Origin of the sequence: Vulcanisaeta distributa DSM 14429, from assembly GCF_000148385.1 — an archaeon.
Lineage (GTDB): Archaea > Thermoproteota > Thermoprotei > Thermoproteales > Thermocladiaceae > Vulcanisaeta > Vulcanisaeta distributa.
The window spans coordinates 1,050,495-1,076,125 of record NC_014537.1 but is presented as its reverse complement, the minus strand read 5'-3'; the positions used below and the strand labels follow the sequence as shown (position 1 = coordinate 1,076,125).

Below are 25,631 nucleotides of genomic sequence, written 5' to 3'. Positions count from 1 at the left end.
ACGTTAGATACGCATTAGAATTTAAGATCACCACATAACTAAGCCGTTAGTAATGGCTTAATAAGCGTGACTTCATACGGATATGAAGATGTAATACCCTAAATAAGTATCGTAGTAGCTTACGCACAACGATAATCAGTAATACATTACTAATACCCAGTCCACGGTTGATGTTTACATACCTACCAATATAATTGTTAATGGATCAGAACCTTACCTACATTATATTTTATCAAGCAATTAATAATGATAATACTATTCGCAAATTATCTCCTTACCTAACCTTTGTTATCGGTAGTTTCCCGTTTCTTAAGTCATTTATTAATTGAACGACCTCATTTACCGCGGCCTCCAGTATTGCCTTGCCCTTCTCCTGGCTTGCCCTCGATGGGTATCCCTGCACGGCCTTCGTATACTCCATCGCGTAGACCTCCTTCCCATACACCCTAAACCTCGCCTCAACCCACTCATCGGCCGAGCCATCCCTTGGAACCCACTTAACCAGGTCTGGGTATGCTGCCCAGACCTCGCTTGTCTCGTCCTCAGCCGCATGGCCCTCCGGCGTTTCTAGAACCTTCTTCCTGGCTTCCTTTGCTAGGTCTATCCACCAGTTTATGATTATTATGACTAGGTTAGTCTCCTTTGCCACGTCCTTTGCCGCCATGTTTAGGGCGTCCGCGTTGCCTCCATGCCCGTTAATGACGATTAGGTACCTAATGCCGTTCCTAGCCACTTCCCTGAATATGTCCCTGTAGAGCATGTATAGTGTCTCATTGCTTATGGATATGGTGCCGGGGAACTTGTCGAGCACGTACGTATTCCCATACCAAACAGTGGGCAGTAGGAGTACGTTGGTCCTCTTTGCGGCCTCCTCGGCTATGTAGGTGGCCATTAACGCATCCGTACCCAGTGGTAGGTGTGGTCCGTGGGCCTCGACAATCCCCGTCGGTAGTAGGGCCACTGTCTTATCGACCTTTTCAAACTCAGGCCAGGTAAGCTCCCACCAACGCATTAACCATTGAATTGATAACGCCCTTAAATGCAATACCACCCAGGGTTAAGGATCCCAGTACTGCCTAGCCCTATCCCTAAGCGCCAGGGCTAGTTCGAGGACCCTCCTATAACTCCTCGACCTAGGTATTTCATTAACCACGTTAAGGTCTAGGCTGGCGTAGCCGTGAACCACCACGTTCTTGAAACCCACTAACGACTTGACTAGGGCCTCCTCCTCACTCGTCACCAAACCCATATCTCTTAACCTCCTGGCAATTCCTGAGTAGCCCTCGGCAGTAACGCCCATATTAGATAATAACCGTTGGCATAAGTCGATGAAGGCTTGCGCCTGAACCTGCAGTACGTGTATTGACGCCAGTTGATCTCGCCAATTACTTAGATCATAACCACGGTCAATAAATTCATCGAGTCTCCTAGTCATATCCTCGATAATACTTAGCAATTTATTTAGGATCGCCATCTCATCACCAGGGCCTTACCCGCATTAGCCACCAGGTCCAACTTCCTGGCGTCAATAAGGAAGTCCTCACAAATCGAAGCCCTCCTATGCATCCTCAGCCATGCATCATCACTGGCCATGTATAGTATTACACCATCACTAAAAACCTCATGAACCAGGTAACAATCAGCACTGTCGCTAATGGGCACTAGATCCACCTTGTCCGTACCCAGGTAATCAAACAGGTCAAAGAGTAGCCGTGAGTGCCTACCCAAGTCAAGGCCTCCCACGAACTCCACCGCGATATCAACATCCTCACCAAAACCCCTCCTAACTATGGAACCAAAGAGAACCGCGTAGTAAATGCTGTAGTTACTCCATGGAAACATCCTCAACCTATCAATCACTGATTTATCAAGCATTAAGCCCAATCTAAGGATTACATACTTACTTAAAGTATTTACACTTACCCCATGTCCCAAGTGTTTGCAAAAACTTATTTCTTAGTGCATAATTACTCATTAATCTATGAAAGGCTATGTGGTGATCACAGCCATACGCATGGTTAAACGTTCAATTCCACTATTAATTGTGGCGCTGGCATTAATGGTAGTCCCCAAGGCAGTATTCGCGCTCGGTGGTTGCTATATATTCGCTTACATTAATTTAACCTCAACGGGCTTCCCATACAGTGTCGTATTTTACGTGAAGGTGAGCCCAAGCTATCTCGTGCATTGGCCCCCAGTTACTGCTGGCTTATTTAATAAAACCGTACCTATTACACTCAGCGAGGGGGCGCCCCAGGTCAGTATATTATTCCTTAATAAAACCATTAACTACGTATCACCAAAACCACCCTTCTTCTACACAGCCGAATTAACAGTTACCTGGAGCTACGCAGTATATCCAACAAACATCACTAATTACGTCGCGTATGCCCAGTTAGGTCCCTGGCTAAACATGACAATGATTAGTAATAGCTGCAGGTATTTAAGCACATACGTGGTTCTACGTCCAGTACCTACCATAATTAATGCAAGACCTAACTGGGCGTATTTCGGCACATTCATTGTAATGCTAGCATTACTAGTTGGGGCCCTATTAATTATTACTTACTTGCTCCTCATCAAGCCCATAAGAAAACCTGCCAGCAATTCATTAGTTTCGTTTGGTATTTATCGCTTTGGTCGTGGCATGCTAATATTCCTGGTTACGAGTATCATTAATATAATCATGACAATCGCATTTCTAATGTCATCAATATCCATGGGAAGCCCGCCGCCGGCCCTTGCATTGTCAAGTGGACTCACAGTGCTTAACCACGTAACGACAAACCTACTATACGTCACGCCCCAAGGCCGATTAACAATGGGGAATTTAGCGGGTATTGCTACTTACATGACCATCACTTCGGCGATAATTGACGTGGTGGATGCATTACTCATAATTGCCATGGTCTTCCTCAAGGATGGATTTTCCAAGTTAGGGCTCATTAATGATAATGTCCGTATTGGATATTATGGCTCATTAATAAGTATATTTGGTATAGTATTCCTAATGGCTGCCTACCCAATGATAATCATTACGGCCGAACCACTTGCCATATATGCCATTGAACACGTAACTCCACCAATAACGCAAAGTACTATCTCGATTATCGAAGGTATAATAACAGCAGCAATTCTGGGTTTAATTGGCGCCATAATATCACTTTCCGGATTCATAATGACGCTAGCGGCAACTTATAGGTTACTATCTACGTATAGCCCAACCATTAAGTATATCGGCTTGGCAATAATCATGTTAATAATAGGTTTCGTCCTAAATTTCGTGAGTATAATGGGCATAAGCCTAGGCCTGATCATATACGCACCAACCATTGCCTACCTATATTACTTAACAACACTTGTGCTGGGCAGGGTAGCTAACCTAAATGATGTAGGTGCGCTAATACTTAGTGCAGAGCATGAATTAGACATGGCAAGAACCAGCACATATCCAATTGATAATTTAAGGAGGGCATTCAATTACGTAGTTAAGGCATTGGCGATTAGGGAGGGATTACCTGAGGTTCAGGATGTTGTGAGGACCGGTCATTGGACCAATCAGCTGATTACGAGCGCCGTAATGCGGCTATTAAATAAACTACCGACAGTGAAGGAGTTATGGCTAAGCCTAAACCAGGAATCACTAACTAACATTGATGAGACGATAGGTAAGGTTAGGGAATTACTCAGGGCGTTTTAATTAAATAATGAGCTCACTCAGTAAGGCTCAGCCCTGGCACACAGTAGAGCCAGGCCATGGGTATAGATAGGGCAGGTAATTCAGGTAGTAACCGCTACCATTAATTATAATGCCTGCAGGCCAGTAATACTCATTACCACTGGATGCGGTGATGGCTGGCGAACCCACAAAAGTAGTATAGAACTGCCACGATGTATTGGGATTGGTATATATGTTTACGATGTAATTCTGGTATATGGTGACTGTAGATGATATTAAGTAATTAAGTATGTACGATACGGCAAAGCCAATGAGCGGCCCAATAATAGGTGGTACTTTATCTAGAACCGTCTCAGCAATAACGCCACCAACATCAGCACCCCAGGCGGGAATGCCCGGGTTGTACGTCATTAACACCTTCTGTAAACCATATTCTACGACATTGCTTGATAAATTACTAGGGCTGGGTGCATTACTACAGGCTTGGACATACGTTGGCGAGGATTCAGTAGATGGATTATACGAAATATATTGGCCGTCAAGCACCGAGAATGCTTCACCGGCTAATCCCTGGCTTATTAATACGGCTAAGGTGTTCGTTACCGAACCATTACCGATATCAAGATATGGATAGATTATAAGGACGCCAGAATTATATGATAGGCTACTTAAGCTTAGCACCATCGTGCCATTAGCGATGTAAGTAGGTGTACAGGAACCACCTTGAAATAAACAGTAGTAATACGTAACCGTGGCAACATACCCAATAGGCCCAATAGACACGGTGCCAGAGCCTGGCACGTAATAAACCTGCTGTCCATACACGCATGCAGAATTAAGGGAATTCCCATGCGTAATAGCTAATTGTTGCTCATAAGCTTGGCACATTGGTTCATATAGATACATACTTACGGATTGTGAAAAGGTAATTGTTGGTTCGTTAGATGTGGTTGACATAATGTAGTAACCTGAGGTGTTGTATATGGCGTATGAGGCATGGAATCCACTACCTGCTTGTGCTTCTCCGTTATGTAATGCAACATTTATATTTATAACACCGTTACTCCATACACCCATGCCCCAACTCACGAAGAATAGCGGTATTGGTCCCTCAAACTCATAGCAACTCTCTAATTGCCAGCCAGTTGAGCCAAGGCCAGGTACGTATGGTAGGCTTGAAGGTGATTGTGGAACGCTATTCCCATGCATGAACCCACGTAGGTATACCCATATGGGTCTGTTGTATTTATCTTGGTATTGGTTGTTTGCATGGTTATAGACTTCGTTAGATTTCTCGGTATTGGTAGTGGCTTTACCGTGGTTAAGTTTACTGATGCGGTTATGGCTATGTGTTCCTTGCTTATTATCCAACCTGGGTCGTAAGGTATGGTCAGGATCATGAACCTCACGGTATGTGTCTCATTGGATGTGTACATGATGAATGCGAGTAGTGATGGCCATAGCCCAGCCACATTCCATGCACTGGCTACCTCCATCATTAGTGGGTTCGCTAGGTTTATGGTCACTGCGCCCACACCGTAGTAGTAGCCTATGGTGTAGATCTTCGTTGGCGTGAATGCGAATAGACTCACGGTGATTGGCGCTGGCGTGTTATTTAGGTATGCGCGTATTACCAGCATTAGCGCCGTGATGCCGCTCACGTTGTAGTAATCTATGAGTGATGCCTCGCCCTTGAGCGTCATGAAGGGCCTTGGTTGGGCTTGTGATTGGGCGAGGGTTATCAGGGTTATTGACAGTGCGGCAGCCAGAAGTATTGCCAGGGTTATTATGCGTAGGTGCCTTTGCCTAGGCATAGTGGTCATCCCAATCACGAGCTTTTTTGCACCGGCTATTCATAACCAGTGCGCCCTGCCTCATCCGAGCAAACCTCCATTGGTATTATTAAATTGTTAATCTTCTCCTCACCGATCGTGGTTGATGGCCCATGGCCTGGGTAAACAATGAAGTTGTCGGGTAGCTCCCTGTACAACCTGCACACGGACCTCCTGAGTTTATCCATATCGCCCCCAGGTAGGTCCGTCCTACCGACACTACCTGCGAAGAGTGTGTCGCCCGTAATTACGAAGTCATCCCCAACTATCGAGATTGAACCTGGCGTGTGCCCTGGCGTGTGGATTACCCTTAGGTTAAGCGGCAGTTCTAAACCCTCACTGATAAACACGGGCTCCGGCAGTTCGGGTTTTGTGAATCCCCACACTGCGGCTAATTCGTTGAATACTTCTTTCAATTCCCAATCCAGACTATGCACCATGAATGGAATGCCCAGGTGCTCGGTCAATTCCTTAACTGCACCCACATGATCAAAGTGTAGGTGTGTCGCGATCACGGCTAGGGCCCTCCTATTACCTAAGGCATTTAGTATGCTCTCGGCCTCATCTCCAGGATCAATGATTACACAGGAATTACCATCACATACCAGGTAACAATTGGTTTCGAGAGGCCCAACAACCACTACCTCAACGTTGAGCATTTAGGTCACTACACTTTGGCTTTGCCTGCCCATTATTAACCATACCTCAATCGCACAGGCGAGTATTGATAGTGATTGTATCGTAGCCACTACGTAATTCACGACAGACCTACTTATTAAAGCCAGTATCACGGTGACTATGATGAGTAGGGTACTTACTAGCCACATATACCTCGATGCCCTATGCGTTGCAATACTCGTTAGTACCGCATAGACACCAACCATAAGCGCCAGGGCAATTATTAAGGAGATTAATGAGGCTATGAACTGCCTAATAAATAATAGGACTATGCCTATAACCATCGCTGCTGCGAAGGCCGTTGGCACGTAACCCCTCTCAAGACCGCCACGTATGAGAACAACGCCCAAATATACATATAGGCCTAGGATTAGGGCTAGGGTTATTAGGGCTAGTACGGCAATGTTACTGGGTATGTATAGCATGAAGTATGGCAGTGGTATATCCGTGTATATGGTTAGGTAGCTGGTTATGAATAGCCATAGTAAGGATGCAAAGTTAACAATCACGAAACCAGTATAGAACCAAGCAAGCCTACTAAGGACCTTCGTGTTTAAGCCCATATCAATAGGCATATTCTTATGTATCCCTTAAATGCTTTGTGGAGTTAAACGGTATGTAGTAATCTTTATAACAGTCCATGTAAACCATGCAGCCAGGTTATGAATAATAAATTACGTGGTTACCTGGCAATGATTGGTGTCCTAGCTGCCTGGGGTTCGTCATACTCCATATCTAAGGTGGCCATGTATTACATGTCGCCCTTTGTACTCACGATGTATAGATTCGGCGTTGGTGGATTAGTTCTACTCCTAATTGGTAGGGGATTAACGATAAATCGTAAGTATGTAATCAACGCATTACTAAATGGAGCCCTATTCGTGGTTTTCCTGAACATCGCCATTAAGTACAGCTCAAACCCAGCATTAATCTCGGTGCTAGTCTACACACAGCCAATATTCGTACTCATACTCTCAATTGTATTGTATGGCGAGAGACCAACGGCTCTACAGGTCATCGGCATTATACTGGCGTTTAGTGGCTTATTGATAGCCGTTGGTGTTTATAGTTTCGACATCGGCGATGCCATTGCAATACTTGGTGGCTTTGTATGGGCATTGGGCACTCATTATTACAGGAGAAACCTAGTTAATGAGGACCTCATTAGATTAAATGCCTCAATGGCGGTCATATCAGCATTAATAGCGGCACCAACACTCATTATCAGCCCACACATGGAATTAACACTAAATGCCGTTGCGTGGGGCATAATTGTTGCGTTGGTGGCTCAGGTAATGGGCTTTCTACTTTGGTTCCTTGGTGTTAAGGACCTTGGCCCCGTGACGGCAAGTTCGATGTCGATACTCGTACCTGCATCCGCATACTTATTTGCCCTATTAATACTTGATAAGGTACCCACGGAAATGGAGATAATAGGCTCGGCAATAACACTCGCTGGCGTTCTAATATCGCAGTTAAGGGCCTAACAAGTCTCATTGGCTTTGTAGGTTCAGCGTTTCGTAAAGAACTTGCTGGCCGTTGGTAAATACCGCCTCTGCCGTGTTTATGCCGTAAATCCTGGAATCGCCATTGTAATTCACGGTGCAATTCCCAACCCTCAGTACTACATCCACGTAGTGCGTTCCATTACTAATTATAGTCAACAATGCGGAGCCCCCAGGTGGTATGACGCACCTATTACTTGATATGAATTCGGCATTGTTGATAACAATATATGCCAATTCTACGTACTCCGTGCCTGAATTAATGATTATGAATGTTGCGTTGTTCTGCGACATGCTGGGACCCTCAATATTTACCCTAACGCCAAATGACTTCGACGCATTACCGGCTATCCCAAATACCCAAACTACTATTGCTATAGTTAATGCTATAGCTACTGCCACGAGTATTATTGTCGTTATTGTATCGCTCAACCCCTCACTCATTGTGATTATTAAGTTTCAATTCCCCTTAATAAACATTATTCTTAATTTAAGGTTTTAAGTAATCGTTTACGAGAAACCAAAAAGGGGATATGTAATACCAGGTAAACAAAATAACTTAAAATTATTTAGGATGAAATTGGCGTTAAGGCCTTAACTGTGGCGTTCATTGACATTAGTATTAACACTACCATTGGCATTAATTATAATTTCATATATAAAGTACGTCAAAGCTATGTAGACCAACGCCCACGCTTAAGGGTATAAACAGTCTCCTAAATATGACTGGTTCTACTGCAAATAACTGCTATAAAGGTTAATGCCTTTAAATGTATCATGTACGTGTTGGTGCGATACTACTTTCCATTAACCTGGTCATTGCCTTCGACGTTAATTCGTAGGTCGCGGCTATGTTTGAGTTCAGAACCCTCAATTGATTGCTTATGAAGTCAAGCCTATCAACCATTTCCTTATGCATGCTATCTATTTCTCTACGTAAATCATCAATCTTTCTACCCAACTCATCAAACCTGGCATCAATTTTCTTACCTAACTCATCCATCTTATTGCCTAGTCCATCTATTTTCTTGCCTAAATCATCGAGCTTACTCATCATTGCATACGTGAGTATTAACTCCGCGTCCTCCCTGGAGACCTCCTTCCTACTAATCCAACCAGGTAGTTGGGCAATAACGTAATTCACACCTTTACTGAGTAGTAGACTCATTAGCTTGCTTAAGTCCATACACATCAATATGACCCTTTGGCATTATTTAAGCCTTCCTTTAATGAGTAAGTGCTATGCGATAAATGAATCATAAATCAAGGATTTACGCCTAAAGTATAATTAATTATCACGGTATTTCGCAATTGCTTCAGTAAAGTACTGTTGGGTCCCTTCTAAGCGATGCTTCCCAAAACATTATCTCGAAATTAACACTATCCCTAAACGCCCTCTCCATGTCCGGCGTTACCTCATACTTATCCAGCGCCCTTAATATGGCCTCAACCCTAGACCAGTATTCATTTGACGCGTAGAATCCAGCCCACACATTAAATAATTCATTCCTCGTACCAACTACGTACCTACCAATCTCGTGGTAACCCCACATGCATGGTGCCCAGGCGGCAAGGAACTGAGGCCAACCCAACGATGCATAGTAATACAGGTGCCTGGTGTATGCGTAGTTGACTAGGTTAAACCCCGTATTATTAACCTCATCCTCCGTTATCGATAAATCACGAAATAACCTCTCATGAACCTCCGCACCCCTCTCGACATTGCTGAACACGGCCGTTAATACGTCAATGGCCTCATTAAGTGGTGCCTTACTCGCCGCCTTAATCACGGCCTTCTGCATCTCCTTCACGTACTTCGTGTCCTGGATTAAGTAATACCTGAATACGTCCATCGGTAATGAGCCATCCCTGAGCCTCTCAACGAACTCATGCCTAGTGTACTTATTCCATAGATCGCTCACTAAGTTCCTGAGTATCTCATGAGTACTAACCATACGTTTAATCCCATAATCACCTAGTTATTAAATATCATTAACAAACTTATTGAACATTAGAACCGCACCTATTAAGTTCGTTAATTACATCTATTGGATTCCTCTCAATGATCCTCCTCCTAACATACCTAACCCTTTCACCACTCCTCTTATCAACGCCCTCAAGCTCAACCCTTGCCCTGACTAGGCATGTGCCCAGGGACTCCCAGGTGAGCCTTGGACCGCCCAGAGCCTTAATTACATCAACTATGTGCGGAGTACTCTCCGGTGGGACCGCCCTACTTCTTTGGGCTATTTCCACGTGGTAATTATTGAAGCCAACCCTAACCCTATAAAGCATGTACCTGGCAACGTCATGGCAGGAATCATTAAGCGGAATAACCCTAGCGTCGAAGTAAAGGACCCTATTAAGGGCATTACTCACGATAGCTGACGCCAACCCAGCCATTGAGCTTACCAACTTGTACTCACGGCCATTAAATGGCATGTAACTAAGGAGGAATACGTTAATCTCATCACTAATCACAAGCGCGTACTCACCCGAGAAGGTCCTCATCAACTCCATAGCTGCCCTGAGCAACGCCCTATGAACCCTCTCATCCCTAGGCCAGGTGAAGTCCCTAAGGGCCTTACCAAAGCCAGCCCCATCAAGCCTAACAACTATCGGCGGCTTAACGATGCTGGTGATTACCCTGGAATCAAAATCCCTCTCCAACTCCACGGGATTAGCACTAACTAGCAGACTAAGCACGTCAACACTACCCATTAAACTCACGAACTAGTCAGGAAGAAGCCATTTAAAAATAAGCCCATGAACAATCAACGTAAAGCAATTGATATAACTAACGAAGCATTTTAAGTGAGCACCCGAGTTAAAAAAGTCCAGTCACGCGCCATACTTAGTATGGCGGACATAGACTGGCCCAGGATAAACCCGGCCCAGTTAAAGGATAGGCTCTACACCTATGGCGCAATCGTCTTACTAATAATCACGGCATGGTTCATGGGCATGCACATATATCAATTAATAAACCCACCAACAATAACAATGGTACTCGCAATGCAACCAGGAGGAAACAAACCGCAGGTAACGATTTATTATAGCTGCGGTTGGAAGTGGTCCTCATCAACGGCTCCGGCAGGTAGCACCGTAGCCTTTGATGGATGGTGCGGCTATACTATGGCGTCATGGTCAAGCATATCTCCGTCTAACTACTACTTTAAAGTTTACATATATGATCCATTTGGGCCTCCAGCTAACCCAGCGCCGTACGGCACGGTTAATTATCCTGAAGGGAGTGGTTACGAAACTTATTCTGTGACCCTAAATTACATAGTGTATAATGGCGCTTACGCATGGTATTGGGGTGTTGGTCCAGTAAGCTACGCACCTAATGGACCTACACTTGGCTATTTTACCGCGTCAATTAATGGATACTGGACGCCAAACATGCCATATACATATGAAGGCTGTGCCTATGCTTATGCTACTATGGGTATAAACGGCGGATCTCCAGGTTGTTCATCAATAACAATAACAGGTTGATCTCCATGTTAGTCTCATTATCAAACTTTAAAAATAGTCCATTGCTTGATAATTCTATAGGTGCTGCCCTATGGATGTGAAGAGGAAAAGGTTGATCCTTAAGTATATCTATGCCTCAGTTATAATCTTATTTTTCAGTATACCAAGTGCCATGTATGGAGTATTTTCATCAATGTTTCCAGAGCCTAAGTCCTTACTTGATGCGTTTAAAGAAACAGTTATACCTCCTCCTACGTGGGAAGTTGTATCATTTATCCTGTATGTCATCGCATCCTTCGCGCTGGATTTAGTGTTAATACCGTACCTGTTCCGTGACGTGGGTATTAATAACTACATAAGTGCGGTGGTCTATATGTTACCCATGTTTCTAATAATGCTCGTAGCCACTCTACAATCTATTTACGTTAATATATGGGCAGCCTATACTAACCTATACGCCGCAGCCACTGGTCATGAACCTGGCGGGGTGATTGTGCCACCCGCATCTCCACAGAATGAGTTAGCTTGGCAATGGTTTGGGACCGGCGTGTCTGAGGTTTATTACGCGTTACTAACCTTCTACACTATACCCGTGGCCTTCGCCGTTTGGTTTGCCCTGGCCTACGTAACCCTCCTTTGGTCGAGAAGATACATGGCTAAGAAGGCCGTTAAGGCGTTGACACCCTAAAAAGAGTTATTAATGGGCATAGCCTTATCAAATGGGTGATGTGAAGCGGGGACGGATCTGATGGGTGAGGAACCCAAGACCTGCGCGCTGATGGATCCTCATTAAGTTCTTGCAGTTGAGATGTGCAAGGTTTTTTAGATTGGGTAAGGATGTATGATTTGGCGTGGTAGTGTGATAATTAATGATAGATTAGCAATGGCTAGGAGTTATGTGAATATTCTGAGGTCGATCAGGGACAGAGTGAGAGCTGTCAATGATTTAAGAGGGGATTTAATGCTTAAGGGCGCTGTTGAGCGTTACCTGCACCTGGCCGTTGAGTCCCTCATTAATGCTGGTATGAGGCTGTGCTCAATTCTTAATCTTAATAAACCCGAGAGATATAGGGATATTGCAAGAATATTGATGAACGCTAACATCCTTAGTGATGAAACTGGTAGGCTGTTTGAATTGTGGATTGGCTTTAGGAATGTGCTTGTCCATGGTTATGCTGTGATAGATCCCGAGAGACTGATTGAGGCTTTAAATGAGGTTGATGAATTAGATAGGGTAATTAACGAGATTAGTAATTTTATTAGGGATAAGTCGATAGATCCTGCAGATAGTCAGTCCATTAATAGTAGTGGGGAATTGACGAATTTAATTAATAAGGCAAGGCAGGTATTGGAGAGGTTGGACTTCGTGGTATTCGCATATGTATTTGGATCAAGAGCAATTGGTAGGGCACACCCAGGAAGTGATATCGATATTGCCATATTCACGAATAGGGAGTTGAGCTGGAAGGAGTTCGTGAGCGTTATGATTACCTTAGAGGATGTGCTTGGGCTTAAGGTCGACCTCGTTCACCTTAATAAGGCACCGTTATTACTGACATACGAGGCTGTGAGCAGGGGTGTCCTAATCCTAGATAGGGACCCTGAAAGGAGGATTAACTTTGAGGTTAAGATGATTAAGGAGTTCCTGGACCTTAAGCCGAGGCTCGCCCGGTACTATAGCACATTACTTACTCGTGGTTAACAATAGTAGTGCATTATTAATTGCAGGGAGAATTTTAAGTGAACAGTTAAGTAAAAAATGCCAAAGGTATTAAGAGTGGTGGTGATTATGCATAGCTCGTTCAAGGTGTGGGTTTCAATATCACTTTTAATAATAGTGGTGGCTCTGGCGATAACTGCCTATTCCCTAGGTTACTTAACTCCAAGTATTGTAGTTAATGTTGTTGGTAAAAAGCCCGTGAATGCCTACGTCCAGGTCTTCGCCGTATTACCGCCAGGCCATAATGAATCGCTGATCGAGGTGTGGAGCGGCACGGCATCCAATGGGGTGGTTAGAGTGCCCATAACCGTACTTAGTAAAATAGCGAGTGAGTGGGTTGCCAAGGGTTACGGCAGTGAAGGGGTTGGTATTGAGGTCGTGGCTACCTACGTGAGTGGTTCAACGGTTTACTACGACATGATGTTCACAGCGTATGAACCAGGTACGTTATTAAGCACGATAAATAACCCAATGCTTAGCATGGCTAGGCTAAACTACATGACAGTAAGCCTGAACCTCACCAATACCTATCAATTAGCAAAGGCATTAACTAAACCGCAGGTACCAACACCACCAGCGCCACCCGGGTGCTGGTGGGTCAATATAACATCTAAATCCTGGCAAACACCCATCATAAAGATACCAATAGCCTGGGTCTACGACAATGTACCAAACTACCTAGGAGGCGCACTTGGCGCGTATTCTACACAGACAACAACCGCAACCGTGTACTTCTACGCATCTATGGGATTAGCCCAGGGAGGCTCGACATCGGTTACCTACAAGTTCATTGGATATTCAACGTACACAAGTTCCTCAAATTGGAATGCACTAGGTTTTGGATTAAGCCAGCCCAGCGCTGGTTTTCTGTATCAAAACGGTACAATAGGGGTCGCCACACTGCAATTATACTGTATAACGGGTCCAACTAATCAATACGCATATGAAGCCTTCGTAGCCTCAATATTGAGTGGTATAGGTACGTCCTCTGATATTACCTACTTAAACGGATTCTTGAATCTGTATAAGGCGTATACTGGCTACAGTCCTCAGTATGTGCCGTTTGATGAAATATACGTAGGCGGTGGTAAGACATATAATTATTGGTTTAGCAATGTCCAGGCATATAGCCCACCCTTCGGCTTCAGCGGTACAATACCAGTGGGTTTAATAATAGCATACATAGCACAGACACTGGGTAAATCCCTCAGCATCCCTGGCTTCATATTGGCTAATCTTGCAGCTGGTGTACAAGTAACTACAATAAAGGTTAGTATAGTAGAAATACTCATTAATCAATTCAATAACTTATTATCTAGCTATGGTAGTGGTGACTTATTTGTTGCTGCTCTCCCAGTTAAGTATAGTAGTTCTTCGGGAAATTATTTCTATTATCCGTTCATTCTCGGCTTTAACGTTACTGGGCTGGGTAGTTACTCAAGTGGTACGTCCATTTATGTTGATGGTCCTGGCGTCATTTTTAATCCATGCATACCAATTAATTCCTATAACTGGACGGTCTATGTTTCGATAGGCAATTCACCATTGTTAGTGCCCGGCGGCACGGTGACCGCCACGGTCTATAACTCCCAGGGTTCAGTTGTTTGGAGTGGCACATTTACAATACCGACAAGCATTGATGGCTCACCACCTCACCAACCTGCTGTCGTTAGTATACCCTGGACCATATTCAACTACGGTGTACCCTACAATACGTATTACATTAAGTTTAGTTATAATGGCTATACCACACCACAAGGCTCGATAGGGTATGGCTCATCAACTACGACAATAACGATATATGCCGAACTCCAAAGCTGTGGACCATGATTATGGTTTAAAGAAGGTATTTAATAATAAAATATTTCAGGATAATTGCGTATCCCTTCACTTACCCACCAATGCCAGGGCATTTAATACAGCCTTACCAACCTTCAACACAACATCCCTCAACTCACTGGCTGTTAAGAACCTTCCAGCCCTGCCCTCGGTCAGGTTATTACTAACTATAAGCACGGCCGCCGCCTTCACGTTCCTTATAAGGCCCAGTAGGAATAGTATTGCGGTCTCCATTTCAACGCCCAGGAAGCCCCTCGAACCAAGTACATTGACTAGGTCCTCCTCCGCGTAAAAAGCGTCACTGCTATAAACCGGGCCAACCCAGGGCTTCAACCCAGCGGTTTCGAGGCTTCTTATTAACTCGCTCATTAAGTGGTAATCCGGCACTGCTGGGTAAACCACGAAGCCACCTAGGTACTGCGTGTATATGCCCCCGTAGTTATATGCGGATCCCGTGGGCACAATCACATCGCCAAGCCCTATCTCCCTCCTCAGGGCTCCCGTGGTCCCAAGCCTAATTATGAACCTGGCGCCCATGCTTATCAACTCCTCAATTACGATGGCGGCTGAGGGTGCCCCAATCCCGTGGGTTGCCACGGTAATGTCAACGTTATTGTACTTACCTGTGTACGTTATTAAACCCCTATTATCATTAACGAGCCTCGCATCAACGAGCAACTCACTTAATTGCTTAGCCCTCTCAGGATCGCCGACTATTATGACCCTCTTCGCTATGTCCCCAGGGTTAACCCTTAGGTGTATTGGCATTGGGTCACCTCACCATGTCCAGCACCGGTGTCTTGCCGAAGTCCCCAAGATCAACCTCAGCCTCACTGCCTGGGTATGGAATTAACCTAAGCCCGATTGATCTACGCTTAATGCTGACTATTGTATGTAGGTCATTGATTAATTCCTTGATTAGCGGTATTTGATTGCTTGGTATTGGCACCATATCCACACCCGCGACACACGCCATCACGTATTTAACGAGCTTAGAGAATGTGATTAAGCCCTCCCTAACCCTAACCTTCAACCTCTCATCCTCAGCCAGCGGTAGCATCACCTCGTTAAACCCCGTCACCCTAAATTGCCCGGATACCTCCCAAATGGCCTTATTCAATTTATAAATGGCACCCAGCGTACCGGGTTCGCCGAACCTAACTCCGTAAATCCTCTCAATCGCGTCAACAACGGACTCCTCACCCCAGGGTGATAGTGATGAATCAATGCCCAGGTAATCAACACCTAATTCATTGGCTATCTCCTTACCAACATCCTCAGCGATCCTGAACACCCTGGTCAAGTCATTACGTAGATCACGCTCATTACCTAACTCACTTGGGTAGAGTATCGATAGGGCCACTCCATGGTAGTTGTTAAGGTTTATTGAGTCAGGGTAGTAGGGCGTGAGTATTGCATCACCAATCAATGCTGCGATCCTTCTTGATAATACCCATTGATTAAGTTCCGTGAGTCTCTTAAGCACGTTCGTGAATAACTCAGTATTATATTCATCTAGCTCCTTAAAATTACCAACCCAAATGCTCAGGTAGCTCCCGGACCTAATGAAGGCATTAACTAACCTATCCAACTCAAACCTTGACCCCATGGCTATGTTAAGTGATGCATGTATGTACCCAAGTTCAGCACCGACCTTATTTATCATTGTTGATAATTCCTCAAAGTCCCAGGACGGGTCTGTGAAGGGTAGTGTGACCCTCCAGGTCCTTATTTCAATTCCCCTTCTCTTACCAACACCATCTATAACATTACGCAATTTCACCAATTCCTGCCTGAGTTCATCAGCATTTACCCTGCCATTCTCCACCGGGTAAAATAGAGTCACCGCGCGGATAATCATTAGTTATGTGGTGACTTATCCTCATTTAAATATTGTCATTAATTAGTAATAATACGTTAGGTAGTGATTATGCTCGTTAATAAACGAACCCCTTGCATAGGCACTGCAAACACCCTTCAATGGGCATTTATCACACTGCGGCTTGTCCCTAACGCATATGGTCCTTCCGAACCTCCATAGGAAGTCATCCAATGCTATTGGGTCTAACTTACCAATCCTAATCACCGCATCCCAGGCATCACGGACTGCCAACCTAAGCTCGACGTCAAGCTCCCTACTAAAGTGAACATCACGCCTCATCAACTCGAGAACCCAGTCCTCAAGCTTAACAATACCAAGCCTATAGGCGATCCTCGTGAGGTGATTATCAATTGGCAGCTTAATTTCCTGCTGCTTAACCTTCAGTAACCCACGTAGCACCAAGAACTTAATCAATAGGTATGCCTTCTTCCTTACGGGATCCTCATAAGCCGCCATGCCGGATAGCCTATCAATTAGTTCCTCAACACCCGAAACATGAAAGAACCTAATCGTTGTCCCATAATTCCTAAACACATACGAACCCACATCCCTGAGCAGGTAAGCCCTGACCCCATAATCCCAGACAGGTCCGTAATCACCAACAAGCCAATCCCTAACCACCGCAGGATCAAGCCTCCTTAAATTAGCTGGGCTGAAGAAGGAACTATCCTTATTAAACATCTCCATGCCCAACCTCCAAAGTAGGTCAGAGCCCGTGAAAATCTCATCACCAACACGCCTGGTGAATTGTCGATCCCCAATATTCGTCCTATGATCAATCGCCACCATGGCCAGGAAGTAATTGTACGTGGCCTCGATATCCGCATCCCTTGGTGGGTAGAACCTTGAATCAAAGGCATCGGACCTACGTAAGTCAAGTGATGCCAGTGCCTTGGCTACTTCGATAATCCTATCCAAATTCAGTGTTGCGGGTATCCTAGCCATAATTAACTAGGCGCATTTGTGCTTATAATCCCTAGGTATTGTGATGGAGAATGAATACCTAGTAGTACTTCCTAAACCCCAGTTGCGGTGCTACCTCCCTGAAGCACCTCCTGCATAGGTAAAGCCCGTACTTCCTAATGACTGCCTCATGAGTACCACATCTTTGACACCTAATGACTGCTCTCCCATACTTACGCTCCTTCGGTGGCTTTATCTTCGCCATTCACGCACTCGGAAGAAAGCCCAGTTAAAAGTATTTTTGCCCGTGAAAGATTAAATAAGTCAGCAATTGCCCCAATTTAGATGGCAACAACCATAGTCAGTACGGTAGAATTACCTGAAAAGGCTAGGGAAATGCTAAGGAGTTATAATGCAGACCTCTACGAACTACCGAAATTGGGTAAGGATGAGCAATTGAACGCATTATCCAAGGCCGAGATACTAATGTGCTGGTGCGGTAGGGAGTTTGACTTGACTAGTAACATTAAATACATGCCCCAATTGAAAATGATACAGACATTCTCGGCAGGTGTTGACCACCTACCATTCGCCGCAATACCAAACAACATAGAGATCTACAGTAATGCAGGGGCTTACTCAGTGCCAGTGGCTGAGCATGCATGGGCGATGATACTAACGCTCGCCAAGGGACTGCACAAGCCCACGCTTAATGCCAGGGAATACCTAAACAGTGAGTTAACGAGCCCCCATAAAATCACCGAGTCAACACTACTCGTCCTTGGCACCGGCGGTATTGGAAGGGAAATAGCAAGGATTGGTAAGGAGGGATTCAGGACCTACAACATAGGCATTAACAGGAGCGGTAAACCTGCTGAGTACTTCGATGAAGTTTACCCAACAGATAAGTTGCTCGATGTATTACCGAGGGCTGACATAGTGGCGATAGCACTACCACTTAATAAGTATACGAGGGGCTTGATTGGTGAGAGGGAGCTTAGGGCATTAAAGCGTGGCGCCATTGTGGTGAACGTTGGGCGTGGTGACGTGGTTAAGGAGGAGGAGCTGTACAGGGTTCTTAAGGAGAGGCAGGACATTAGGTTTGGCACCGACGTTTGGTGGGTACACGATGGGCGTGAGGAGATACCACCGAGGACGCCATTAACGGCGTTACCCAACTTCCTGGGCACGCCGCACATAGCCGGTGGGGCCCAGAGGGAGATAGCCGAGTATGCAATAATTAGGGCTGTGGAGAACGTAATTAGGTACCTTAGGAGAGAGGTGCCCATGAATAGGGTCAATAGGGATGATTACGTGTAGGGCATGCCCACGAGTTAATGGTTGCTTTGGTCTTCGTTTAGAAATTTCTAAACGTATAACCATGATCAATGTATCCTCATTGTAATGCCTACTCCTCCCAATATTCACCATAACCGTAGCCAATTACCACACCTAAGTAATCATAGATCAGGCCCCTTTTGACGGCCTCCTCATAAATCCTCCAGATGCGTTTTGTGGAGACAAGGCCTACGTAGAAGCCCTCCTTCTCGAGTTCATCACGGACCTTGTCCGGGAAGTCTATTGGCTTTATGAAGGGTTCCCTGGAGAATACCCTAAGCATTGCGTTTAGTATGTCGTTGTTATGTGGGTACGGCTTCTTCCTAACCATGAATAACCAGTGCTTAAGGCCCTTCGCCCCCAATAAATAATTTTCTATAGAAATCACGGTCATAAACAAGGTAGTAAATAAATAACGGTAAATAGATTATCGGTACTACGTTTACGTAATTGACGGATGACTCTATAAACGTGCCATTACTTTCGTTAACTAACCTTATTGTTGTTCTGTTAATTATGAACAAAGTCTTCACATAACTCATCCTATAATTAGTCATGAAGTAATTACTACTGACATTGGTTATTGCGATTATTGTTATGTTTATTGGAAACACATAGTTATAGTTGTTGACCATGCAGTTGAGTAGGAAGCCGTTCGGTACTGGTACGTGATTACCCATGGATAATGCGGGTACGTAGATCCACGAGACTTCATTTGATTTAATAATCGTTCTAACGGCAGTACCTTCGTAAATCACCTGTGGCTCGGGACTAAATGTGGGTGGTGTTGGCGGTATTTCGATTGGTATAGTGTAATTTGTCTTATACGTACTCGTGGGCGCCGCGATCATTATGTTTGAACAGGAATTCGTGCCTATACCCACCCTGATGGAGTAGGGTTGGAGGGCTACCCCGACATAACCTAATATGGATATTGAATTAGGCACATGTGTTTGGTTGGTAATGCCTATCTCTATTATTGAGTAGTTAGTCAATGCTGTATAGGCCGTGAAGTGCTTAACGGTGAATATGAGAATGTTTATTGGGTCTAATCCGTAGTACTGCGGATTTAGTGATGTGAATAATAATGACGATGATACTACTAGAGCCATTAATGAGAGCGCCATTGACCAAGCAACTATCCTTATGGCGTGCCTCCTCGTAAAGTTGATGGGTTCATTATCTTTTAACCCGTTAATAGGCATTAACCAGGCAATGAGGAGCAGTGCATATGCTATGAGCATTATGAAGGCGCCGATTAAGGCTATATAGAGCGCCGCGCCAATCATAAGCAGAACACCCGCATATTTATGTATCCTACTCAACCCATCAATTGAGCGATAGAGAAAGTATGAGTAAGCAATTATTAAGGGCCATGCCGCAGCCATCAATGAATAAACAAGTGCCACTTGATTTGATGGATACCTCAGCCACATAGGCATGTTAGGTGATAGGTTCATGATTGCGTGTGATTGAATAATCGTAACTTTAATAGGTCCGTAGAACCCAGTTATAACTGCGGCTGCCGTATATGTAAGTAATATGTTCGTGATCATCATCATCAATGCAAGCTTGGCATTATGGAATCGACCTGTTAGGCCGTATGTCCTGAATACGTATAATAATGTCAATAAGCCGAGGATTGCGGGAACCTCGTGGGCCGTGAATTTTATTGAACCTATTATTAATAGGATTGACGACAATGCACCAAGGAATTTCAAGTCTTTAATCATTTGGCTATTCGCTTTAATCATATACCTCATTCATGGGTTGGGTCCCTTTATCCCTTACTTCACGTAAATCATAGTTTGTCCTGCTCATAATCCCTGAGTAGGAATGCCCTTGCCAACTCCTTACCAAGGTACATGGCGTGTGAGTAATTGGTGAAGTGATTGCTATTCTTAAGTACGTTATATGCCTCCTCAAGGGAGTTAAACGAGAACCTCCTGTGCAGGGAATTCGTGATTGGTAACCTATGCTCAACAACCACTGACTCACCCTCCCTCATCACCAGGAAGTTACCCCTTGGGTCCTCAACGAACTCGCTGAACACGTTGGCGTTCCTCCTCACGAACTCCTCAGCCCTACCCAGGTCCTTAACGTATATTCTGGCAGAGAACGGTATTACGGCTATGGAGCCCACGCTGTACCAGGCATTGAATTCCCCATTCAGGGTCTCAACAATTCTCTTTGCAAGGGACCACCACCTATATAACTGCCTGCACCAGTCATTGAGCACATCAACGCTCTTTAAATAAACCACTTGGTTGTAGTAATCACCGCTTATAACGCCCTGAACCAAGTAATCACCCCCGTAATAAGTAGCATTCATTGAGTATGGATTGACCCTCAATTCCCTGATCATGGCATCAACCACCTCAACAGGTGGCTCAAAACCCTTAAGCCCAGCCTCACTGAGTCTCCTGAATGGGTGCGGTTTGCCCACGGAGTCTATTACCACCAACGGCGTTATTAACTCCCTATAATCACCCTTATCAAAGCCGTAATTCAACACTAAATCCACAAGCTTAACCCAGGACCTGTAGGTATCCCTCTCATAAATGAAGCCACCAACCAACGGCAACACCCAACCACCACCACGCTCATTCTCACGAACCTCCACATTCATTGAAGGCCTAACAGGCCTACGCCCAGGCCTGTAGTTCTCATGGACAGCCTTTATCAATAAGTCGGCATTGCGCGCCTTAAATGCTTCCCTGAGATCTAACACCCTCACCGTAGACCTAACATTATCCGCAACATCCTTATCCACTAATAATACGTCTAATACCCCATCCTTAAAGAAACGAATTAATAATTCACCAACACCATTGTAATCAAGGCCGTAGACTATCAACGTATCAACCCAATTCATCCTGGCTAGGGTGGCTATCATATAATTAATACCGACTGGTGTGTATAGATTGCCTATAACGCCAACGAGGCCTATTGAATTGCCAAGGAGCCCCTTAACCTGGTTTATACTGCTCCAGAGGGTTACGACGGCTATGTTGGAGTCCTCATTAATTATTTCATAATTAAATTTCACAGTTATTGCAACAATGGGCTAGTTATAATCCTTGCCATGGTACTACAGGATAAAGCTGGGTATCAACAATACAACAGATATTACAAAGGTTATGACCCAAACTCTAACGTCTCTCCTAAATACCCTAAACCCATCGAGCATTATGCCCGGCAACGCAAGTGGTAACATGTTAAAGAAGCCAAGCCATGCGTTGGTTGCGTATATGATATTGGCATAGAAGGAGAAGGGACTGGGCAGTAATAACCAAAGCGGCAGGAACACTACCGCGAAGACTATGTTTGTGGCTGGGCCGGCAAGGGCTATCTTCAACTCATCACTTCTTGATGGATAGCCCCAAACCTTTGGACCTATCACCGTGGCGCCTGGCGTGGCTATTATGAAGAACCTTGTCAATGCCGTGACGAGGGCCAGCAATAGGCCAATCCACCAAGCCCTGAAATAGGCTATGTAACCCAATCTCCTCGCCACCTCCCTATGCATTAACTCATGACCGAGGAAGCCCGTTAATACGGCAATGAATGTTGCCACTAGGCCACCAATGCTAAGTAACGTATTGAAGAGTAGGGCGAAGGCTATTGTCATGGCGACCAAGGCGATCAGGATATCCCTGACCTCATGCCTATACGGCCTAAACGGTACTCCGTAACCACCGCCCCAATAATTAATGTTCATCAAGACACGGTGATTGAATAATTATTAAAGCCTTTCACTCAGACCCATTAACACCTCTTTAAACAATCTATTAAACACGAAGGGACCCTCGTATGCGAATGCCGTAACCACACCAACCATGTCGGCGCCATTCCTTAATAAATCGACTACCTGCCGCCCGTGAAAGACACCGCCAAGACCAATGATTGGGTTCCTAAAGCCCCACCTCCTAACCTTAACAATTAATGACTTAACAATTGGGTATATTGGATAGCCACTTAACCCGCCATAACCAACGGAAATACCAGGCTCCTTAATTGGCAGGGTATTGGCTATTGTTAGCCCAAACCCACGCTTTTCAGCTACGTTCACCACCCACCTGTAAAACTCAATATCAACTCCAAGAGGTAGTTTTACGAATAATACGCCTGGAAACGCCTCAACACTCCTGAGTAATTCGCCCAGGTACTCCCTATCCGTTACCCATGAACCACGGTAAGTAGGGCTACTAATATTTAATTCCACGGCATCCACGTCATAACCCCTCAATCCATTAAGCATGTACATAAACTCACCAATTGAAAATCCCGCCAAGCTAATAATTACGTAAGCACCAAGTCTACGCAGCTTACTAAGAATGCCCGGTAATCGACTTACGAAGTCTGTAAAGCCCCTCGATGGTAGACCCATGGCGTTAACCATGGCCTTTAAACCTGGGTACTTAACAATACGCGGCTTGGGATTGCCAGGGCGTGGCTTAAGTGTGATTGAGCCAATGGTTATGAAGCCAATACCCGCCCGCGCAATCCATGGGGCTAAAAACCCATCCTTATCAATACCCGCACCAAGTCCTATTGGATTTTTAATGGACTTACCATTAACCTCAACGGGCATTTCAAATTCATAACCGCGGTAATTAACAATACCACTCCTAATGAGCGCATGTGAGGTCTCGTAGGTGAATTCAGGGGGCAGGTAATTAATTAGTTTAATTACCTGTGTTAACACGCGTGCTCACCAAATAATTAATTATTGAATTACGTAACTCATCACTGATTAATCCATTCTTAGCGAGGACGTTGATCACCTCCGTAATCCGAAGCAGGGCAACGGCATTAACGCCCTCCCTCCTGATGGCATCGAGCCCACCCTGCTCCCTATCAATAAAGGCTGCCGCCACAACTACATTACCACCATAATCTCTAATGGCTCTAACGGCTCTAATTATTGAGCCTCCCGTAGTCACCACATCATCGATCACCGCAACCCTCATGCCACGTCTTAAATCACCCTCGATAAGCCTGGTCGTACCATGTTCCTTAGCCTCCTTCCTAACGTATATAATGCCCTTGCCAAGCTCGTAAGCCAACATTGAAGCCCATGGGATGCCGGCCGTCTCTATGCCGGCTATAACATCGATATTGAAACTCGATAATAGGTTTGCCATTGACTTAATCAACCGTTTATAAATGTCTGGATACGTTATTGCAAGCCTTAAGTCCACGTAAAACGGACTCTCAATACCACTAGTTAATTTAAAACGCCCAAACTTAATAGCCCCAATCCTATAGAGATCGATTATCAATTCGTCATTCATCATTACCATCACGCCAATCCAAAGTACTTCTCAATATCACTTAGTTCATGCATCGTACCGCAGTACTCACACACTAGCTTGAGTGGTTCCCTGGACACCACGTGAAACCTACTCCTCACAGGTTCCCTCTGCTGGTTCGTTATGCATCTTGGATTCTTACACTTAAGCAATCCCTCTATCACGTCTGGTATCGCCACCTTAAACTTGCTGACGACCTCATAATCCCTAATTATATTCACAGTGGCTGTCGGCGCAACGAGAGCCACTAGGTTAAGTTCATCCTTAGTTAATTCCCTACCCTCGATCTTAACGATGTCCTTAGTGCCCAGCTTCCTACTCTCCACATTCATAACCAACGCAACCCTAAACCCCTCACGACCAGATATACCCAATAACCGAAGCACTAGAAGTGCCCTACCAGCGGGTATGTGGTCGATCACCACGCCATCCCTGATCTTACTAATTATCAACTCCCTCTTACTGCTCATGATTTATCACCAGCAAGCACGAGTTTTAACAAGGCCATGCGCAGGGGAACCCCTAGGCTGGCTTGTTTGAAGTATTTAGCCTGCGGCATATTATCAACCGCAAAGTCAACCTCATCAACCCTGGGCAATGGGTGAAGAATTATTAGGTTTGGCTTGCCCTTCTCGATTAACTTGGGCGTTACCTTGTAGGCGCCTTTAACCTTCTCGTACTCCATCGGGTCAGGGAACCTCTCCCTCTGAATCCTGACGACATACAGCACGTCTAAATCATTAATCACGTTATACGGATCATCAGTCCAGTCATATTTCATGCCCCTTGAATTCATGAACTCAATAAGCTCCTGCCTAGGCCTTAGCAGTTCAGGCGATATTAGGTGAAGCCTAACCCTGTAATAGGACAGGGCCTGAACCAGTGAGTTAACGACCCTGGCATACCTAAGGTCGCCGAGTATCCCGATGGATAGGCCATCAATCACCTTAAACTCCCGCCAAATCGTGTATAGGTCAAGCATTGCCTGGGTCGGGTGGTTCTGAGAGCCATCACCTGCATTAATCACTGGCGACTCCGCAATCTCAGCCGCGAATTTTGCCGCGCCCTCAAGGCTGTGCCTAATCACTATGGCGTTTGCATAAGCATCAAGCATCCTAATTGTGTCGGCGAGATTCTCGCCCTTAGCCATCGACGTAGCCTCAACACCGCTAAAGCCTATTACCCTGCCACCAAGCCTAAGCATGGCAGTCTCAAAGCTAAGCCTAGTCCTAGTGCTCGGCTCGAAGAATGCCAGGGCAAGGACCTTATCACTGAGGATATCGAGTCTAGACTTAGCATACTTTTCCATATTAAGGGCCTCAGAAAACAAAACCTCAAAGTCCTCCCTATTGAAATCCAGCACGCTTATGACATCCCGATTAAACCAGGTCAAGGAACCCACCAAGACGTCAACAGCTAATTTAATAAAGGTTTCTTCGAAAAAGTGGGTGGAATACACT

30 protein-coding genes are annotated in these 25,631 nt (G+C 45.0%); 7 read left to right on the top strand and 23 right to left on the bottom strand.

Annotation, left to right across the window (positions count from 1 at the left end; translation table 11 throughout):
• Positions 1-274: 274 nt before the first annotated feature.
• The 3 genes from VDIS_RS05590 to VDIS_RS05580 are packed head-to-tail and all read right to left on the bottom strand — an operon-like array spanning position 275 to position 1,875.
• Positions 275-1,012 carry a creatininase family protein gene (locus VDIS_RS05590; RefSeq protein ID WP_013336246.1) on the bottom strand — a complete coding sequence of 246 codons (738 nt, stop codon included), beginning with the start codon at positions 1,010-1,012 and terminating at the stop codon, positions 275-277.
• Positions 1,013-1,057: 45 nt separating this feature from the next.
• On the bottom strand, positions 1,058-1,474 hold the full coding sequence (locus VDIS_RS05585; RefSeq protein ID WP_013336245.1) for a DUF86 domain-containing protein: 417 nt from the start codon (positions 1,472-1,474) through the stop codon (positions 1,058-1,060).
• Positions 1,462-1,875: a nucleotidyltransferase family protein gene (locus VDIS_RS05580; RefSeq protein WP_013336244.1), complete on the bottom strand. Its 414-nt coding sequence runs from the start codon at positions 1,873-1,875 to the stop codon at positions 1,462-1,464. The genes VDIS_RS05585 and VDIS_RS05580 overlap by 13 nt, the downstream gene beginning before the upstream one ends.
• A gap of 139 nt (positions 1,876-2,014) precedes the next feature.
• On the opposite strand from VDIS_RS05580, the gene VDIS_RS05575 reads away from it, so the two are divergent.
• Entirely contained in the window at positions 2,015-3,700 is a 1,686-nt protein-coding gene (locus VDIS_RS05575) for a hypothetical protein (protein ID WP_148678251.1), read from the top strand.
• 27 nt (positions 3,701-3,727) lie between these two features.
• Here VDIS_RS05575 and VDIS_RS05570 read toward each other — a convergent pair whose 3' ends face one another.
• The 4 genes from VDIS_RS05570 to VDIS_RS05555 are packed head-to-tail and all read right to left on the bottom strand — an operon-like array spanning position 3,728 to position 6,752.
• Positions 3,728-4,888, bottom strand: a complete 1,161-nt coding sequence (locus VDIS_RS05570) for a hypothetical protein (RefSeq protein WP_148678250.1) — start codon at positions 4,886-4,888, stop codon at positions 3,728-3,730.
• Positions 4,810-5,493: a hypothetical protein gene (locus VDIS_RS05565; protein ID WP_013336241.1), complete on the bottom strand. Its 684-nt coding sequence runs from the start codon at positions 5,491-5,493 to the stop codon at positions 4,810-4,812. Before VDIS_RS05565 ends, VDIS_RS05570 begins: the two co-directional genes overlap by 79 nt.
• Before the next feature lie 35 nt (positions 5,494-5,528).
• Positions 5,529-6,170, bottom strand: a complete 642-nt coding sequence (locus VDIS_RS05560; RefSeq protein WP_013336240.1) for an MBL fold metallo-hydrolase — start codon at positions 6,168-6,170, stop codon at positions 5,529-5,531.
• Positions 6,171-6,752, bottom strand: coding sequence for a hypothetical protein (locus tag VDIS_RS05555; protein WP_052885778.1), 582 nt, complete (start codon positions 6,750-6,752; stop codon positions 6,171-6,173).
• A 99-nt stretch (positions 6,753-6,851) separates the two neighbouring features.
• On the opposite strand from VDIS_RS05555, the gene VDIS_RS05550 reads away from it, so the two are divergent.
• The gene (locus VDIS_RS05550) at positions 6,852-7,676 is read left to right on the top strand and encodes a DMT family transporter (protein ID WP_013336238.1); all 825 of its coding nucleotides are present in this window, start codon (positions 6,852-6,854) and stop codon (positions 7,674-7,676) included.
• A 6-nt stretch (positions 7,677-7,682) separates the two neighbouring features.
• Here the strand turns inward: VDIS_RS05550 and VDIS_RS05545 are convergent, their stop codons facing one another.
• The 4 genes from VDIS_RS05545 to VDIS_RS05530 all read right to left on the bottom strand — a co-directional run bounded on the left by VDIS_RS05545 (position 7,683) and on the right by VDIS_RS05530 (position 10,415).
• Complete coding sequence (locus VDIS_RS05545; RefSeq protein ID WP_013336237.1) at positions 7,683-8,138, bottom strand: hypothetical protein; 456 nt, start codon at positions 8,136-8,138, stop codon at positions 7,683-7,685.
• Between the two features lie 331 nt (positions 8,139-8,469).
• Positions 8,470-8,880, bottom strand: a complete 411-nt coding sequence (locus VDIS_RS05540; protein WP_013336236.1) for a hypothetical protein — start codon at positions 8,878-8,880, stop codon at positions 8,470-8,472.
• Between the two features lie 130 nt (positions 8,881-9,010).
• Positions 9,011-9,649, bottom strand: coding sequence for a TenA family protein (locus VDIS_RS05535; RefSeq protein ID WP_013336235.1), 639 nt, complete (start codon positions 9,647-9,649; stop codon positions 9,011-9,013).
• Between the two features lie 46 nt (positions 9,650-9,695).
• The gene (locus tag VDIS_RS05530) at positions 9,696-10,415 is read right to left on the bottom strand and encodes a tRNA(His) guanylyltransferase Thg1 family protein (protein WP_013336234.1); all 720 of its coding nucleotides are present in this window, start codon (positions 10,413-10,415) and stop codon (positions 9,696-9,698) included.
• A gap of 138 nt (positions 10,416-10,553) precedes the next feature.
• On the opposite strand from VDIS_RS05530, the gene VDIS_RS05525 reads away from it, so the two are divergent.
• From VDIS_RS05525 to VDIS_RS05510, 4 genes are all read left to right on the top strand, one after another.
• The gene (locus VDIS_RS05525) at positions 10,554-11,195 is read left to right on the top strand and encodes a hypothetical protein (protein ID WP_013336233.1); all 642 of its coding nucleotides are present in this window, start codon (positions 10,554-10,556) and stop codon (positions 11,193-11,195) included.
• Between the two features lie 76 nt (positions 11,196-11,271).
• Positions 11,272-11,862 carry a hypothetical protein gene (locus tag VDIS_RS05520; protein WP_216086144.1) on the top strand — a complete coding sequence of 197 codons (591 nt, stop codon included), beginning with the start codon at positions 11,272-11,274 and terminating at the stop codon, positions 11,860-11,862.
• A 153-nt stretch (positions 11,863-12,015) separates the two neighbouring features.
• Entirely contained in the window at positions 12,016-12,876 is an 861-nt protein-coding gene (gene mntA / locus VDIS_RS05515) for a type VII toxin-antitoxin system MntA family adenylyltransferase antitoxin (protein WP_013336231.1), read from the top strand.
• Positions 12,877-12,963: 87 nt separating this feature from the next.
• Complete coding sequence (locus VDIS_RS05510; RefSeq protein WP_148678248.1) at positions 12,964-14,724, top strand: hypothetical protein; 1,761 nt, start codon at positions 12,964-12,966, stop codon at positions 14,722-14,724.
• 57 nt (positions 14,725-14,781) lie between these two features.
• Here the strand turns inward: VDIS_RS05510 and VDIS_RS05505 are convergent, their stop codons facing one another.
• From VDIS_RS05505 to VDIS_RS05490, 4 genes are read right to left on the bottom strand one after another with little or no spacing between them, the layout of a single operon-like run.
• Positions 14,782-15,501, bottom strand: a complete 720-nt coding sequence (locus VDIS_RS05505) for a purine-nucleoside phosphorylase (RefSeq protein WP_013336229.1) — start codon at positions 15,499-15,501, stop codon at positions 14,782-14,784.
• Between the two features lie 4 nt (positions 15,502-15,505).
• The gene (locus VDIS_RS05500) at positions 15,506-16,594 is read right to left on the bottom strand and encodes a DUF711 family protein (RefSeq protein ID WP_013336228.1); all 1,089 of its coding nucleotides are present in this window, start codon (positions 16,592-16,594) and stop codon (positions 15,506-15,508) included.
• 42 nt (positions 16,595-16,636) lie between these two features.
• Positions 16,637-17,560 (bottom strand): iron-sulfur cluster loop, encoded by a 924-nt coding sequence (locus VDIS_RS05495; RefSeq protein WP_013336227.1) that lies wholly within the window; start codon positions 17,558-17,560, stop codon positions 16,637-16,639.
• 58 nt (positions 17,561-17,618) lie between these two features.
• Positions 17,619-17,783, bottom strand: coding sequence for a 30S ribosomal protein S14 (locus VDIS_RS05490; protein WP_013336226.1), 165 nt, complete (start codon positions 17,781-17,783; stop codon positions 17,619-17,621).
• A gap of 80 nt (positions 17,784-17,863) precedes the next feature.
• On the opposite strand from VDIS_RS05490, the gene VDIS_RS05485 reads away from it, so the two are divergent.
• The gene (locus tag VDIS_RS05485; protein ID WP_013336225.1) at positions 17,864-18,838 is read left to right on the top strand and encodes a 2-hydroxyacid dehydrogenase; all 975 of its coding nucleotides are present in this window, start codon (positions 17,864-17,866) and stop codon (positions 18,836-18,838) included.
• An 88-nt stretch (positions 18,839-18,926) separates the two neighbouring features.
• Here VDIS_RS05485 and VDIS_RS05480 read toward each other — a convergent pair whose 3' ends face one another.
• Genes VDIS_RS05480 through pyrB form a run of 8 tightly spaced genes read right to left on the bottom strand, consistent with a single transcriptional unit; the run spans position 18,927 to position 25,564 of the window.
• A complete protein-coding gene (locus VDIS_RS05480) occupies positions 18,927-19,187 on the bottom strand; it encodes a hypothetical protein (RefSeq protein WP_013336224.1) in 261 nt (86 codons plus the stop codon).
• Positions 19,188-19,200: 13 nt separating this feature from the next.
• Positions 19,201-20,610 (bottom strand): hypothetical protein, encoded by a 1,410-nt coding sequence (locus VDIS_RS05475; protein WP_148678247.1) that lies wholly within the window; start codon positions 20,608-20,610, stop codon positions 19,201-19,203.
• Positions 20,611-20,657: 47 nt separating this feature from the next.
• Positions 20,658-21,905 carry a DUF4346 domain-containing protein gene (locus VDIS_RS05470; protein ID WP_013336222.1) on the bottom strand — a complete coding sequence of 416 codons (1,248 nt, stop codon included), beginning with the start codon at positions 21,903-21,905 and terminating at the stop codon, positions 20,658-20,660.
• 42 nt (positions 21,906-21,947) lie between these two features.
• Entirely contained in the window at positions 21,948-22,577 is a 630-nt protein-coding gene (locus tag VDIS_RS05465; protein WP_013336221.1) for a site-2 protease family protein, read from the bottom strand.
• A gap of 24 nt (positions 22,578-22,601) precedes the next feature.
• Positions 22,602-23,564 (bottom strand): dihydroorotate dehydrogenase, encoded by a 963-nt coding sequence (locus VDIS_RS05460; protein ID WP_013336220.1) that lies wholly within the window; start codon positions 23,562-23,564, stop codon positions 22,602-22,604.
• Complete coding sequence (gene pyrE / locus VDIS_RS05455) at positions 23,545-24,156, bottom strand: orotate phosphoribosyltransferase (protein WP_148678246.1); 612 nt, start codon at positions 24,154-24,156, stop codon at positions 23,545-23,547. The genes VDIS_RS05460 and pyrE overlap by 20 nt, the downstream gene beginning before the upstream one ends.
• Before the next feature lie 5 nt (positions 24,157-24,161).
• Complete coding sequence (gene pyrI / locus VDIS_RS05450) at positions 24,162-24,641, bottom strand: aspartate carbamoyltransferase regulatory subunit (RefSeq protein ID WP_013336218.1); 480 nt, start codon at positions 24,639-24,641, stop codon at positions 24,162-24,164.
• Positions 24,638-25,564 (bottom strand): aspartate carbamoyltransferase, encoded by a 927-nt coding sequence (gene pyrB / locus VDIS_RS05445; RefSeq protein WP_052885896.1) that lies wholly within the window; start codon positions 25,562-25,564, stop codon positions 24,638-24,640. Before pyrB ends, pyrI begins: the two co-directional genes overlap by 4 nt.
• Between the last annotated feature and the right edge of the window lie 67 nt (positions 25,565-25,631).